The sequence below is a fragment of the Photobacterium sp. 53610 genome (assembly GCF_036409375.1).
Taxonomy (GTDB): domain Bacteria; phylum Pseudomonadota; class Gammaproteobacteria; order Enterobacterales; family Vibrionaceae; genus Photobacterium.
The window spans coordinates 128,101-142,199 of record NZ_JAXOFS010000004.1 but is presented as its reverse complement, the minus strand read 5'-3'; the positions used below and the strand labels follow the sequence as shown (position 1 = coordinate 142,199).

At 47.9% G+C, this 14,099-nt stretch carries 15 protein-coding genes; 11 read left to right on the top strand and 4 right to left on the bottom strand.

Annotation, left to right across the window (positions count from 1 at the left end; all coding sequences use genetic code 11):
* Positions 1-18 precede the first annotated feature (18 nt).
* On the top strand, positions 19-906 hold the full coding sequence (locus SPK40_RS12785) for a LysR substrate-binding domain-containing protein (RefSeq protein WP_248143743.1): 888 nt from the start codon (positions 19-21) through the stop codon (positions 904-906).
* An 80-nt stretch (positions 907-986) separates the two neighbouring features.
* Here the strand turns inward: SPK40_RS12785 and SPK40_RS12780 are convergent, their stop codons facing one another.
* Positions 987-2,264 (bottom strand): MFS transporter, encoded by a 1,278-nt coding sequence (locus SPK40_RS12780; protein WP_330960707.1) that lies wholly within the window; start codon positions 2,262-2,264, stop codon positions 987-989.
* Positions 2,265-2,390: 126 nt separating this feature from the next.
* Here SPK40_RS12780 and SPK40_RS12775 point away from each other — a divergent pair, with 126 nt between their 5' ends.
* Both SPK40_RS12775 and SPK40_RS12770 read left to right on the top strand, forming a co-directional pair.
* Positions 2,391-3,197 carry an XRE family transcriptional regulator gene (locus SPK40_RS12775; protein WP_330960706.1) on the top strand — a complete coding sequence of 269 codons (807 nt, stop codon included), beginning with the start codon at positions 2,391-2,393 and terminating at the stop codon, positions 3,195-3,197.
* A 224-nt stretch (positions 3,198-3,421) separates the two neighbouring features.
* Positions 3,422-3,841, top strand: a complete 420-nt coding sequence (locus SPK40_RS12770) for a hypothetical protein (RefSeq protein ID WP_330960705.1) — start codon at positions 3,422-3,424, stop codon at positions 3,839-3,841.
* A 225-nt stretch (positions 3,842-4,066) separates the two neighbouring features.
* On the opposite strand, the gene SPK40_RS12765 is transcribed toward SPK40_RS12770, so the two are convergent.
* Positions 4,067-4,978, bottom strand: a complete 912-nt coding sequence (locus tag SPK40_RS12765) for a LysR family transcriptional regulator (RefSeq protein WP_330960704.1) — start codon at positions 4,976-4,978, stop codon at positions 4,067-4,069.
* A gap of 92 nt (positions 4,979-5,070) precedes the next feature.
* Between SPK40_RS12765 and SPK40_RS12760 the strand changes: the two genes are divergently transcribed.
* The 5 genes from SPK40_RS12760 to SPK40_RS12740 all read left to right on the top strand — a co-directional run bounded on the left by SPK40_RS12760 (position 5,071) and on the right by SPK40_RS12740 (position 9,029).
* Positions 5,071-5,295, top strand: a complete 225-nt coding sequence (locus SPK40_RS12760) for a hypothetical protein (RefSeq protein ID WP_330960703.1) — start codon at positions 5,071-5,073, stop codon at positions 5,293-5,295.
* Positions 5,296-5,350: 55 nt separating this feature from the next.
* Positions 5,351-5,773, top strand: coding sequence for a hypothetical protein (locus SPK40_RS12755; RefSeq protein WP_330960702.1), 423 nt, complete (start codon positions 5,351-5,353; stop codon positions 5,771-5,773).
* A gap of 263 nt (positions 5,774-6,036) precedes the next feature.
* Positions 6,037-7,044 (top strand): HAD family hydrolase, encoded by a 1,008-nt coding sequence (locus SPK40_RS12750; protein WP_330960701.1) that lies wholly within the window; start codon positions 6,037-6,039, stop codon positions 7,042-7,044.
* A 137-nt stretch (positions 7,045-7,181) separates the two neighbouring features.
* Entirely contained in the window at positions 7,182-8,537 is a 1,356-nt protein-coding gene (locus tag SPK40_RS12745; protein WP_248143751.1) for an MBL fold metallo-hydrolase, read from the top strand.
* A gap of 33 nt (positions 8,538-8,570) precedes the next feature.
* Positions 8,571-9,029, top strand: coding sequence for an ATPase (locus SPK40_RS12740; RefSeq protein WP_330960700.1), 459 nt, complete (start codon positions 8,571-8,573; stop codon positions 9,027-9,029).
* 208 nt (positions 9,030-9,237) lie between these two features.
* Here the strand turns inward: SPK40_RS12740 and ampC are convergent, their stop codons facing one another.
* Positions 9,238-10,431 (bottom strand): class C beta-lactamase, encoded by a 1,194-nt coding sequence (gene ampC, locus SPK40_RS12735; RefSeq protein WP_330960699.1) that lies wholly within the window; start codon positions 10,429-10,431, stop codon positions 9,238-9,240.
* A 173-nt stretch (positions 10,432-10,604) separates the two neighbouring features.
* Here ampC and SPK40_RS12730 point away from each other — a divergent pair, with 173 nt between their 5' ends.
* Positions 10,605-11,498: a LysR family transcriptional regulator gene (locus SPK40_RS12730; RefSeq protein ID WP_330960698.1), complete on the top strand. Its 894-nt coding sequence runs from the start codon at positions 10,605-10,607 to the stop codon at positions 11,496-11,498.
* Between the two features lie 52 nt (positions 11,499-11,550).
* Here the strand turns inward: SPK40_RS12730 and SPK40_RS12725 are convergent, their stop codons facing one another.
* Entirely contained in the window at positions 11,551-12,546 is a 996-nt protein-coding gene (locus tag SPK40_RS12725; RefSeq protein WP_330960697.1) for a helix-turn-helix transcriptional regulator, read from the bottom strand.
* A 121-nt stretch (positions 12,547-12,667) separates the two neighbouring features.
* On the opposite strand from SPK40_RS12725, the gene SPK40_RS12720 reads away from it, so the two are divergent.
* Both SPK40_RS12720 and SPK40_RS12715 read left to right on the top strand, forming a co-directional pair.
* A complete protein-coding gene (locus SPK40_RS12720) occupies positions 12,668-13,336 on the top strand; it encodes a glutathione S-transferase family protein (protein WP_330960696.1) in 669 nt (222 codons plus the stop codon).
* Between the two features lie 210 nt (positions 13,337-13,546).
* Entirely contained in the window at positions 13,547-14,062 is a 516-nt protein-coding gene (locus SPK40_RS12715; protein WP_330960695.1) for a hypothetical protein, read from the top strand.
* The last annotated feature ends 37 nt before the right edge of the window (positions 14,063-14,099 follow it).

Sequence of the window (14,099 nt, the reverse complement as noted above, 5' to 3'; positions counted from 1 at the left end):
TGGTTAAGGTGATCTTAATTGAAACGCCACAATCTTCCCTTACAAGGATTACTTTATTTTTATAAATCAGCCTCTTTAGGAAGCTTTAAATCTGCAGCGCAAGATTTATTTGTATCTCCCGCGGCGGTCAGTCAACAAATCAGGCAACTCGAAACCAGTCTTGATACTTGCTTGTTTTACCGGAACCATCGAGGAATAGAGCTGACGCCTTGCGGAGAGAACCTGTACAAAGAAGTTAAGTTAGGGTTCAGTCACCTGCAAGCTGGTGTTGATGATCTGATTGATGATGAACATCCAAACAAGCTTGCGATATCTACTCCAAGCTCTTTCGCTCACCATTGGCTTATCCCGAGATTACAAGGATTTAGAGAGCAGTTTCCCGACATCAGTATACTTATCGAACCCACAAATCGTCTCGCGCTGCCCAGTGATTTAAGTATCGATTTGTGTGTGAGATTCGGCCAGGGTCAGTATCAGGGGATGCACAGTGAATGGTTAATGAAAGACTTAATCTATCCTGTCTGCCATCCTTACTATCAAGAAAAGCACGGTATTTATAGTATCGATGATTTGCATAAAGGGGCATTAATTGAAGATATATGGACGGATATGAGCTGGGAATTTTGGTTAAAATACAATGAAAAGAAACCGGTTAAACCCTCACTTTTATTTGATGGTTCTCTATTTGTTGTAGAAAGTGCTTTGGCCATGCAAGGGATTGGATTAATCAAGCATAGTTTAGCTCACAGATATATTCAGAATGGCACACTGGTTCGAATTGGAGAGCAAGCCATTGAACCCGATTCTTCTTATTTTATTTGTTTGCCGGAAAAGAACCTAAAGCGACCTAAGGTCAAGCTGTTCATTCAGTGGCTGAAAGAACAGGCAAAAGTCTATTCGTCCTGATTGCGATATATTGCTTTATTATCAGCACAATCTGACAGAGTCATTTCATTCTGCCGGTTCATCACTGCCGAGCAGGGCGTTTAAGCAGTTTGCGGCTCTGATTTCTCAGGAATCAAGATAAACAGAGCGGAAGAAACAACAAGCATCACGCCACAAATTGTCCAGCTGACTGAAATGCCGTAATACTCTGAGAGAAAACCGAAAAACAGGGATGCGATCACACCACCACTGGTGACCATACATGAACGGATGGACAGCATGGTTGAACGGACATGCTCTTCTGTGTTTTCGTGCAGCATGACACTTTCTGAATTATTGCCTGCAGTGAACAGGAAGAAAAATAGCAGGTAACACAAGGCAAAGCTGAACAGGTGTGTGGTATTGGCCAGGGCAATCAACGCAAGGCCAGCTGACGCTCGGGTCGTGAACATCAGGAACTTGTGTGAGCCTTTTAAATATCTGAGTAATCGGATCGACAGCAGTGATGCGCCGGCAGACATCAGAAAGTAAAGGGCGGAGAGAATACCAAATACCGTGACACCATAAGCCGTCCCCTGAATGAGCTCTGCCAGGTAAGGCTGCCAAAAGTTCTCTATGCAACTCAACACCATGCCAAACACCAGTGTTGTCTGCATCAGCCGATTGAGTACATGATGGCGAATAGATGTTTTGATGGCTTGCAAACTAGCCTGCAGAAAATCCGCGTTATTCTTTTTGGTTTGTGTTGTTTTCGCTTGTGATGTTTCAACTTGAGATGTTTTGAGGTGAATCTCAGAAGGAATCAATACCAGAGTCATCAAAATCAGGACCAGGTTGGAGAGAGCAACAATGACGATGTTCAGGTCATAAATACGGGTTGAATTGAAGAATGAACTGGCACTGCTATCGGGAAGCCATCCACCAATGAGTGAGCCTGTTGCCAGGCCGATCGTGACGAACACATTGATTATCGCTAACGCTGAATGAAAAGATTGATTGCCCTGTGTGTGTCGGGAGCTATCGTAGAACCACGCATCGAGCGTGCCAGAATAGACCGCGTTGGATGCTCCCAGCAGCGCAGCAGCAAACAGAATGAGGGGCAGGCTATCAGCGATAAAAAGTACAATACCCCCCAGGATATTCATGAGCAAAGAGAACAGGTAAGTCTTTCTGCGCCCATAAGTATCTGCGATGCCCCCCAGAGGTATCTCGAGAATCGCGGTACTGCCAATCCAGACAGCCATGACGAAACCAATATCAAATAAGCTCAGTCCTCTGGACTGAAAGAGCAGCGCTATCACTGGAATCATAATTCCAGCAATCGTCCAGTGTAAGCTCTGCTGAATCCCGAAACGGATGGTCAGTTCTTTTGGGCTCATGATGACAGTTTCCTTCCCGTTGAATATCAGAAAAGAATCTCATGTTGACCCATTGTTTCAATTCATTATTTTAATGGGTCGTATTATGATGCTTTTGGTATCAGGCTGCGATGCAGAGAGAGCAAGATGGATGATCGATTGTCACAAGAAGTGTGTTCCATTCTCAAAAAGGAGCTGAAGAGATGTAATATCTCTTACCGAACTCTGGCGCATGAGCTGGAAATCTCTGAAGTGAGTGTGAAGCGATTACTGAATAATGTGCAGCCACTTTCGATGCAAAGATTGATCAGCATCGGCCGTTTGATTCACTTCCCCCTGTCAAAGCTGCTAGAAGAAGCTGAAAAGAATATCAATGCGGTCCCTATTTTTACCCGGGAGCAGGATCTGGCTTTCTTTGAATGCCCTGCGTTATTTACGTTCTGGTCCGAATTGACGGAGCACCGAACGGTCAATGAGATTGCAGAACGGTATGCACTCAATGATGCTTCAATTCATCTTTATCTGAGAAAATTAGAAATCCTCAGGTTAATTGAGTTACGGCCGGGTCATGTTTGCAAGCTGTTAGTTCCTTCACATACTTCATTTGAGAAAGGTTCCAGGTTCCCAATCTTCTTTACCCAGACGGTGCTGAACCGACTTCAAGCGCGGGTGATCGACTTACCAGCAAAGGATAACCAGGCATTTCTGATTACTTTAAAAGCAGAACTCACCCATGAGGAGTTTCTGGAAATCACGCATAAATTAGATGACTGGATGTTCAACAAGCTGCGAGAAAGCCAGGAGACAAGGGCGAGAGAAGGGCTGAACGTCGCACCCTACACATTTGGTTTTATGGCAGCAAAAGGGGCTTTTCACGATAAGCTTCCGGCAATACCAAATCTTACAGAGGATTTAAGAAATTCAGTCTTCAGCCCAACTCAAAAGCAGTCCTGAACTTCAGAATGGAATAAATGCTTGAGCAAACGGGTGTCCGGCAGTGACCTTATCGAAGAAGTGAGGCGCTTTTGAAAAGGTGATGTGGCATTTCCAGATGCGTTACTTTCATGTCAACTCGAGTCAAAATCTTCTGCAACACTCTCATTTATCGCCATAATTAGATGGAGCAATCATAGAAAACTGCAACAAAATTTTCGGACCGACTGGGTTAGGGAGACCAAATGAAGCATAAGGCATTGGCGATTTGTTTGACTGCGATTTTGACGATTCAGCTGTCAGGGTGCGGTGTCCTGCTGCATCCGGAAAGAAAAGGCCAAAAGGGCGGTAATCTTGATCCGGCCATTGCAGTATTGGATGCGGCTGGCTTGTTACTCTTCATTGTTCCCGGGCTGATCGCGTTCGGGGTTGATTTGTATTACGGCACGATTTACCTGCCGGGCACAGCAAAAACTTTAAATCAAGAAGAGCTGAATAGGCTCAAGTCAACAGACGGGCAGATTCGGCCAGATATGTTAGCCAGGCTTATATCTGATGAAACCGGTCAGTCTGTCTCTGCAGAAGCGATGGTTTCCTATGAAGTCAGCTCTGTTGATGAGTTAAAGCGATTGTTAATTGAAACAAGTCAAAACTCATCCTCATAGATTGTATGGCAGCGGATAGCCTTTCGAAGGCTGGCTGATGAAGAAATCAATCAACCAGCCGTGAATGCGGTTAATTGAGGAAAGGATTGTTGTGTGGCGAGGGTTTGAACAGCCATATTTGATACTTCAGGCAGCCGGTGGGTCATGTGTTTTTATTTCTCACCGGTTGTTGCGACAGTGAAAATCTTCTCAGGAAAGAATTTTTCAGCGCCACTGATGGGAAGTTCAATCCAGTGAAGATGATTCAGCCGGTGCATTGGATTGGTTCAGGATGTGTGAATATTCACCTTTGACGTGCTCAATAAATAGGTCGACAGATTTCGATGTTCTGCTTGGGTTCCACGCCATATGAATATCCCAGCTTGTATCTTCCGGAAAGGGAATAAGCTCGATTGCGTCATAGATACCTAAAATTGATTTCTTCGGTAAAATGGCAACGCCTGTATTCGAGAGTATTAATGTAATAATAGTTTGTATGTCTGCCGAGATATTAGTGATGTTGTATACTCTGTTTTTCAACAAGGCCATGGTGTGAATATGCATCATCGATTTGCTGTGATTGCCCATCATCAGTAAATTAAACTTTTCTAAATAACCGTCAACGTTTTCATTTGTATATTGATCTTTTGAAACAGCCAGGACAAATTCATCACTTGAAACTTTAATACTGCTGAGTGTGTCGGATATAGGTTTTCTCATAAAACCTATATCTAAAGAGCCAGACAGCAATTGTTCTTCCTGTTCATGAGAGCAAATATCTGAGAGTGATATCGAGATGTTTTGATGCTTATTCTGAAATTTCCGGATGTAGTGTGGCAGAAAGTCATAACTCGACTTTCCAAATCCTATGGATAAAGATGTGAAATTACTTCTGGAAATATTGTTCAGGTGGTCGTCTACTTTTTGAATATGTCTGTTGAGGGCAATAATCTCGTCGATGACCTGTTTTCCTGTGCTCGATAATGTGACGCCCTGGTTATCTCTGATGAAGATTTCTATTTCATAGGCTTCCTCAACATTTTTGATCTGTTTAGAAAGTGCGGGTTGCGAGATACAAAGGATCTGGGCTGCAACTCTGAAGTTTTTTACTCTTGCAAGGGTTTCAATTGAATGCAGGTATTTAGGATTAATCTTCATAACTTTAAGTTATCGCCATTCAAAAAATTCACTATGCACTATAGCATAAAAGTAGATAATTCTGATATCAACTACTGAGGACCGGAGTTTATATGCAGTACTGTGTATTAGTAAAAGAAGATGTGCTCGTATTTGAAGCCGTCAATTCAGATGAATCTTTCAGTGTTATTTTGGGTTTGTTCAAACAGGGCTTTGTCTTGGCGCCTGTATTAGTGGAGGCGAATAATTCAGAAAATGCGCGTGTCTGTTTTCACAATCGTTTTCAATGGGAAGATTTGAAAAAGGCCTTCGATACAAAAAAAGTATTACTCTGCTGAATGATGTCATGTCATAATCTCTTTTGATAACTCTGATTTTAACTGGAATTTCAATATGAGGTTTGGCTTGAAAATTTCATTTTTCAAATTCATGTTCATCTGTGTGTTGCAACTGTTATCAACCGGGATTGCTGTTGCTTCCACGGTGAATATCACCGGTGTTTATTCAAGTTTGAACCTTCATCAAGAATCGGGTGATGTGATTGGGATCGAATTGATTATTTCTGAGTCATATTCTGGAAAGTATTTTGTGAGCTTTCAGGCTAGTGAAGGGGCGCCAAGAATACCTGTCGTTTCTGAATTGACTGTTCATGAAAACGAAATCACTTTCCAGGTCAAAGAAGAAAATGGGTATCAGGGTTCGTTTCAGGGAACTGTTTCTCAGAATGAATTAAAGGGAAGCTTCGTTGAAGGACAACTTTCACCCAGTGGTGATCAGATGATTGTTCTACCGAGAACGCAAAGTTACTGGCAGTAGCGATTGGCAGCCGTGATTGGTCATCGTGTTTTTAAATGACCGTTCAGGCTGAATCTTTTCTCATGTCTTCAATATGATTAACTCGGCGTCTCATGTCAGATGAAAACACATCAATATGATTGAAGTAACAATGATATTGATTTGTCTCCTAAAGTGAGAGGTTTATCTTGCTTGTTTTTGTGATATTAATCACGTGCGACCTTTGCGCTTGTGCTTAACTTAAAACGTTTTTCATAGCGAAAAGAGGCGAATCGAAGGTGGCGATGCATGCGATTAGACCGACATTAGCACTGATGAGGTATGCGTTTCTTTTGCTGTTTGTCTTTCCTCTGGTCTCAGAGAGCAGCGAAGCTGATGCGTTGCCATCCTGGAACGATGGCCCAAGCAAACAGGCCATCATTCAGTTTGTTCAGGAGGTCACGCGTGAAAATTCTCCTCATTTTGTCCCCCCGGGAGAACGGATTGCGACTTTCGATAATGACGGGACATTGTGGGTTGAGCAACCCATGTATACCCAGCTGTTCTTTGTCATCGACAGAATTCAGGCTTTAGCACCGTCACATCCTGAATGGAAAACGCAGGAACCCTTCAAATCGGTGCTGCAGGGGGATGTCAAACAAGCCCTTGCCGGCGGGAATCATTCAATTCTCGAACTCATGATGGCAACTCATGCCGGAATGTCGGCGCTAGCTTTCTCTACACTCGTTGAGGAATGGATAGCCACCGCAAAACACCCGTCTACGGGGCGTCTTTTTACCGAGATGGTTTATCAGCCTATGCTGGAACTGATTGCCTACCTTCAGGAAAATCACTTTAAAACCTATATCGTTTCAGGTGGCGGAATTGAGTTCATGCGTCCCTGGAGTGAAAGGGTGTATGGCATTCCTCCGGAGTGGGTGATTGGCAGCAGCTTTAAAACCGAATACAAACTGATTGATGGTGTCCCTCAGTTGTTGCGGATGCCGTCCGTTAATTTTATTGATGATAAAGAAGGAAAACCGGTTGGGATTCATCAGTTTATCGGGCGGCGCCCAATCGCTGCCTTCGGAAACTCAGACGGCGATTTTCAAATGCTTCAGTGGGTCACGGCTGGTGACGGGAAACGCTTAGGATTGCTTGTACACCATACGGATAAAGCGCGTGAATGGGCATACGATCGACATTCATCTGTCGGAAAACTGGATAAGGCACTGGATGCTGCGAAGGAAAATGGCTGGGTTGTTGTGGATATGAAAACGGACTGGCGAACCATCTACCCGTCTCCACATTAAGTTCTGTGTACAACTTTGTATCTGCCTTGAATAACCCGTTGAGCGTACCTAATCTAACCGATAGCCATTGCTGTTAGACGAAGCCGCGGCTGATTGTTTTGCAGCGGTCAAACTGAGTGAAACCAGGGGGATGCCGGATGAAAATTACTTTTCTTGGCGGGACCGAAACGGTGACCGGCTCCAAGTTTCTGCTGGAAACCGAAAATACCAGCGTGCTGGTCGATTGTGGTTTGTTTCAGGGATATAAGTGGCTGCGGGAGCGCAACTGGCAGACATTGCCCATGGACATCGACAAGCTCGACGCTGTTCTGTTAACCCACGCTCACCTTGACCATTCCGGCTATCTCCCGGTGCTGTACAAACATGGCTATCGCGGACCGGTATTTACCCATCACGCCACGAAGGATCTGTGTCAGATACTGCTCGCCGACAGCGGTCATATTCACGAGGAAGACGCCAAGTATTACAGCAAACACAAGCTGGGAAAACACGAACATCCGGAACCGCTTTATGACCGGGAAACCGCTGAGGACTGTATGGTGCTGTTCCAGCCGGTCGATTTTGACGAACCGGTCGAAGTCGGAGACATCCGGTTTCATCTGCAACCGGCGGGGCATATTCTCGGTGCCGCCAGTGTGATCGTGGAAGCTGAAGGAAAACGGATTGGTTTTTCAGGCGATGTGGGTCGTTTTGACGATGTCCTGATGAATCCGCCCCGGCCTTTACCGGCGCTTGATCTCCTGCTGATGGAATCGACTTACGGTAATCGTCTCCACGATACTCAGGATCCGTTTGAACAACTCGCAGAAGTCGTGAATCAGGTCGCGATGCAAGGCGGTGTTTTACTGATTCCTGCTTTTGCGGTGGGACGTGCACAGGCGTTGCAACATATGCTGGCAACTTTGATGGAAAAAGAAGAAATCCCCCGAATCCCCATTTATCTCGACAGCCCGATGGCGATTAAAGTGTCGGATATCTTCTTCCGGTACAGCGATCAGCACCGGTTAAATCAGGAGCAATGTCACCGCATGTGCAAAGACATCACCTATATCCGTACTGTGGATGAATCCAAGGCGATAGAGAAGCAGGCCTTTCCCCATATCATTATTGCAGGCAGCGGGATGGCAACGGGCGGACGTATTCTGCATCACTTCAAACGCCTGCTTGGCAGTCCGAAAACCACGGTGCTGTTTACCGGCTATCAGGTCGGGGGAACCCGGGGCGATAAAATGCTCAACGGCGTCGAAACCGTGAAAATTCATGGCGAATGGATACCGGTGCGCGCCTCGGTGAAAATGCTTTCCAGTTTGTCTGGCCATGCGGATTACCTGGAACTGACCCGGTGGTTACAACAGTCGGCACTGGAAGAAAAAACGCGTATTCAGCTGATTCATGGCGATCCCGAAGCCCTGGAAGGGCTGCGGGTCCACTTGCAGGAGCAGACAAAATTTACGGTGAACGTGGCGGGCTACTGGAGTATTTTGCGCCTGTAGTCTCTGGTTGACTTAACCGACGAGGAAACGGCTATGCAAGTCGAAACCCTGAAAGATGTGCTTCACTGGACGAAAGAATTTCACCATCACCTCAGCCATTGTTTGTCCCGTGGCGTGAACAAGCATACGGATGAACGTGCCCGGATGATCCTGAATTATCTTGCCGATCATGAGAAACGCCTGAGCCAGGTCGTGAGTGAATTTGAAACATCCGGCGATGCGCATGCTCTGAATACCTGGTGTTATGAGTATTTACAGAAAACCCCGATTGTCCGGCATCAGCACTGCGACGTGCCTTTTGCCAGACTTGATGCCGCACAGATCATGGATGTGATTGTTGATCAGCACCAGCAGGTGATCGAACTATATCGCTATCTGGCTTCCCGGGCTGATATTCCTGCTGCCCGGGAATTGCTGGAGACGCTCGAATCGCTGGAAGAACATGAGATTATGCGGATGGTTCATTCCACCCACCGGTTTGATGACTTATAGCGACCCCGCGCCTGATACAGCGAGTCGGTTGCAGGGAGGTAGTTACAGGGGGAGTTTCAGGGCGTTGGTCACCGAAAGTCGGGCGCAGCAAGTCTGGGCACAAAGTCTGGCGTCAGAATTCAGACGGATCAGCTGATGAACCCGGTGTTCCCCCTTCGGTTTGACTGAGTGAGGAACACACGGAGATTGGCTGTGAAATCCGGACAGATTACTGGTCGGCAGCCTTCAAAATCGCGTAAGCGGCTTTGATTCTGTCGGCATTGGGATAATTTTTGTTGGCTAGAATCACGATACCTGTCTTTTTCGCGGGGAGATAAGCCACGTATGCGCCGAATCCACCAGTTGAGCCCGTTTTATTCACCCAGATGTGCTCTGGCAGGGGCTTGGGTTCAGGGATGATATCAATGGGCATCGGGTTGAGAATCGTCTCGTTCGAATTGCCTGTAAGCAGTGCATTCAGCGTCACTGGATACGCATACATTTCCCAGGCCAGCCCTTGTGTCAGGGTCGCAGACTGATAATACCCCGTCTTCGTATTGGCCAGCGCTCGCTTCATTAACGGGCTGACCGGAGTTGTCCCGATATTTGCCTCGATATACCGTACCATATCTGCAGTGGTCGATTTGATCCCGTAGGCTTCGGCATCCAGCACGCCGGGGGTGACCCTCACAGCGTCACCAGCCTTGTTATAGCCGAAAGCATAGTCGCGCATTTTCGCTTCCGGTACGTTCACAAAGGTGCTGGACATCCCGAGTTCCGGCAGGATGCGATTTTCCATCAGCGCCGGATATTCATTCCCCATACTCCGGGCGGCGAGATAGCCAAAGAGACCAATGCTCGGATTTGAATATTGCCTGCGGGCACCTGCCGGAAATACGGGTTGCCATTGGCGGTAATAATCCAGCATCGTCGCGTGGTTCGTAACGTTTTCAGGGAACTGAAGCGGCAATCCGCCTGCGGTGTATGTGGCTAACCGGATGAGCGGCGTGTTTCCAATCGTGCTGCCTGTCAGTTCTGGCAGATACTTTGATACCGGATCGTTGAACGATAGTTTTCCTTGCTGTTGTGCATAACTGGCCAGTGTTGCAGCAAAGGTTTTACTGACCGAACCCAGTTCAAAAATGGTGTTTTCAGACACAGGCTGATGTTGCTGAATATCTGCCAGTCCATAGTTGTAGTAATGTGCTTTGCCATTGACGGTGATGCCAAACGCCATGCCCGGAATCTTGTATGCTTTCATCAGCTGCTCAGCCTGCTGATCCACAGCCTGTCTGATAGGGGCATCATTCTCTGTGGTTTGGTTGTGAACCGGAGCAGCGGTTGATGCCAGGGGCACTGCGGATGATGCTAGGCAGAGTGCGGAAATGAACAGTGTTCTTGTATTGCAGGCGATGCTTTTCATTGTGACTTCTTTATCAATGTAACGTGAATATGAGTGATATGAACCCATGGAGACAGGGCGGATATTAAAGTGAGTCATTTTGATGCACAATGTGCGAAATCTAATAAGAGCAATAAGAAAATCTAGGGTCATGGCCTGAGGGCATTGGATCATAGAGCCATAAGGTTATCGGCATGAATATTACCCATTTGCCGCTGAACGCAATTCGTGCGTTCCTCGTATCGGCGAAACATCTGAACTTTACCAAGGCTGCGGTTGAGTTGTGTGTCACTCAGGCTGCCGTCAGTCAGCAGGTGAAGGCGCTGGAAGCCCAGCTGGGCGTGTCCTTGTTTATTCGTCAGTCCCGGGGGTTAAATTTAACGGAAGAAGGCATGATGCTGCTGCCGGTCGTGAATGGAGCCTTCGATCATTTGTCTGATGCGCTGGAGATGCTGGCGCAGGGGATCCACCGCGAAGTGGTATCCGTTGGTGTGGTCGGCACGTTCGCGGTGAACTGGCTGTTGCCTCGTCTGGCCGATTTTCAGGCGCGTTATCCCTTGATTGATCTGCGCATCTCAACGAACAACAACACGGCAGATCCGGTAGCCGAAGGTCTGGATTATCTGATTCGCTTTGGAAAAGGCAGCTGGCATGCAACGGAAGCGACGAAGCTGTTCCCCGCGCCGTTTACCGTGCTGTGTCAGCCATTGATAGGTCAGGCCATGTCCTCACCGAGAGATGTGCTGAACTACACCCTATTGCGCTCTTACCATCCCGATGAGTGGCAGCTATGGCTGGACGAAGCAAAAGTCGCGGTGCCGAAAGCAAAACTGAGTGCTATCGTCTTTGATTCATCTATCAGCATGATAGAAGCGGCGATTCAGGGCTACGGTGTGGCGCTGGCGCCGCCTGCAATGTTCGAAAGGCAGCTCGCGGAAGAAAAGCTGGTGCAGCCCTTTGAGATCTATTTGCACAAAGGCGCTTACTGGCTGACTAAACTGCACGGTCAGCAGGAAACTCAGGCGCAGCTTCAATTTAAAGCATGGTTGCTCGAGCAAACCGGTGAAGGGCGAGGCACCCTGGGATGAGGTGCTCATATTTTGATGAGACAGGCTTCAGTTCATGGCACTGATTGTGCCATCAGCGGATTGACGTTGGCTCATCATTCCCATCAGCATAATATCCACGCATCACTTCAATCACATTTCTCATGGCCTGCCGCAGCGCTTCTGGCCGGACGACCTGCACTTCCGGGCCGAATCTGAGCATTTCAATCAGCGCCTGTTCTGTATTGCCCGACGGTAAGGTCACGGTGGTCCAGCCGAAATCCTCGGTTTGTGTAATATGCGTATGCTGCCGGACATATGGGGGACTCAGGCCGGGTAACATTCTGAGTCCTTTTGCTGTCAGTTTGATTTCAGCAGTATTGGGATAGAGTTCTGCTTCCATCTGACGGGTACTTGCCTGCCAGTAATCGGACAGGTCAAAAGGCGTCTGCAACTCGAAATTTTGATTCAGTCTGTTCAGATTCTGGATGCGGGCAACCCGGTAGGTTCTGGCTTGATGACGATCCTGAGGCTGAGCCACCAGATACCAGTTCCCTGCCTTTAAAACCATCCCCAGTGGATTGACGATCCGATGGCTGCTGCCTCGCCAGCTTTGATAATCGAACTCAATCTGTCTTTTTTGCCATGCTGCGGTGAACAATTCCGGCAAATGGCTGACGGTTTCACTTTCTGTAAACCAGCCCGGGGAATCGAGCAAAAAGCAGGACTGGAAACGTTCCGCGTGACTGCGCAGTTCCGCCGGAATGGCCGCCATCAGTTTCAGTCTGGCTTCTGACATGGCAGGGGCGACTCCAAGCGCTTTCGCCGGACCGGATAAGCCAAGCATCAGCAGTGTTTCGACTTCCTGCTTCGAGAAGCCGTTGAGCTGGGTTTTATACCCGTCCAGCAACCGGTAACCACCATTGACACCTTGTTCGCTGTATACCGGAATGCCCAGCGCACTCAGACTGTCGATGTCCCGGTAGATACTCCGGACGGACACCTGACAGGCCCGGGCTAACTCAGGGGCACGGACCAGATCGCGGGATTGTAATGTCATCAAAATGGTGAGGAGTCGGCTGGCACGCATGTGTTTTGCTCAGATGATAAAAAAATACAGGTGAAGCATAAAATAAATCCCAAACCTGACAAAAACTGACAGGTTTCTTCACTATATTGGTCTGTAAAGGTCATCACAAGAGGAAAAAACCATGTCAGATTCACCTGCGCAACATGAACTTGTTCTGTTTCATTCGCCGCATTCACGTTCAGCCAGCGCCCTGATTTTGCTGAAAGAGTTAGGCGTTCCTTTTCACCTGCATCTGTTAAATATGAAAGCCGGGGAGAACCGGGAAGCAGAATATCTGGCTGTGAACCCGCTCGGGAAGGTACCGGCAGTGCTGCATCGGGGGGCGTTGATCACGGAGCAGGTTGCCATTTATTTATACCTGGCGGATACCTATGCCGCTGGTGAGCTTGCCCCTGCGCTGGATGATCCGTTGCGTGGCCCTTATTTACGCTGGATGCTGTTTTACGCCGCTTGTTACGAACCGGCCGTTTGTGACAGAGCCATGGGCCTGGTGCCTGAAAACCGGATTGTCAGCCCTTACAGTGATTATGAAACGGTGACTCAGACGCTGATCGATCAATTAAGCCAGGGCCCGTATCTGCTGGGAGAGCGCTTTACGGCTGCTGATCTGTTATGGGCAAACTCGCTCGATTACTGTATCGCTTTTGGCTTAGTGGAAGCGCACCCGGTGCTGACGGCCTATGTGCAGCGCGTGGTTCACCGTCCGAGTTTTGCTGAAGTGAAAGCGTTTGATGCAGAACTGGCCGCCGCTCATGAAGCACAGATTGCCCGGCAGGACGTTGAGTCATAGAAGATAGGCTTTATGAAGTCCTTTGCGGACATTGCCAGAGAATGACGGAAACGGTTTGCGGAATCTGATATTGAAGGGCGTGTCCCTCATCCTGACGCTAAAATCATGACTGTGGGTTCGACATTCACTGAGATGACCTTCAGGTTGCTTTTCCGAAGAGCGGCTGCGTCCGAACGCTCTTGCCGGCAACCTGAGGGTTAAGGAGACATCATGAATTTTAAATCGTGGAGTGTTTTCTGTCTGGCGTTGGGGCTGAGCGCCGGGGTTATGGCTGAAGAAGCAGAGCAGTCTATTTATAACGGCTCTCTGGAAAACCGGGTGAAAGCGCTGAGTGCGATTCAGCCTGGTCTGGGCGTTGTGATGCATGAAATCGGGCGGCGGATGGTGAGTGCGCATCAGGCCGCCAACGGCGAGAACTGGGGATTAGCCCAGTATGAGCTGAAAGAGCTGCTGGAAGCTCAGGAAGTGGCTGAATTGACGCGCCCGAACCGGGCAGAAATGCTCAAAGCGTTTGAAAAAAAGTATCTTGACCCGCTCGGCGAATCGATTGAGAAGAAAGACCTGAAGCAGTTCAATCAGCGTTTTTCTGATGCGGTGACGGGTTGCAATGCTTGTCATACGGCGCTGGGTCACAGTTTTATCAAGTTCCAGCTGCCAATGGGGCAGGGCCGTTCGATGTTGGATGTCAATGTGAAGACAGAGCCCAGTTATGAGGAAGGGGATTAGGACAAATAACGCTGCGGTCATTGCTTTCGAACTGAGC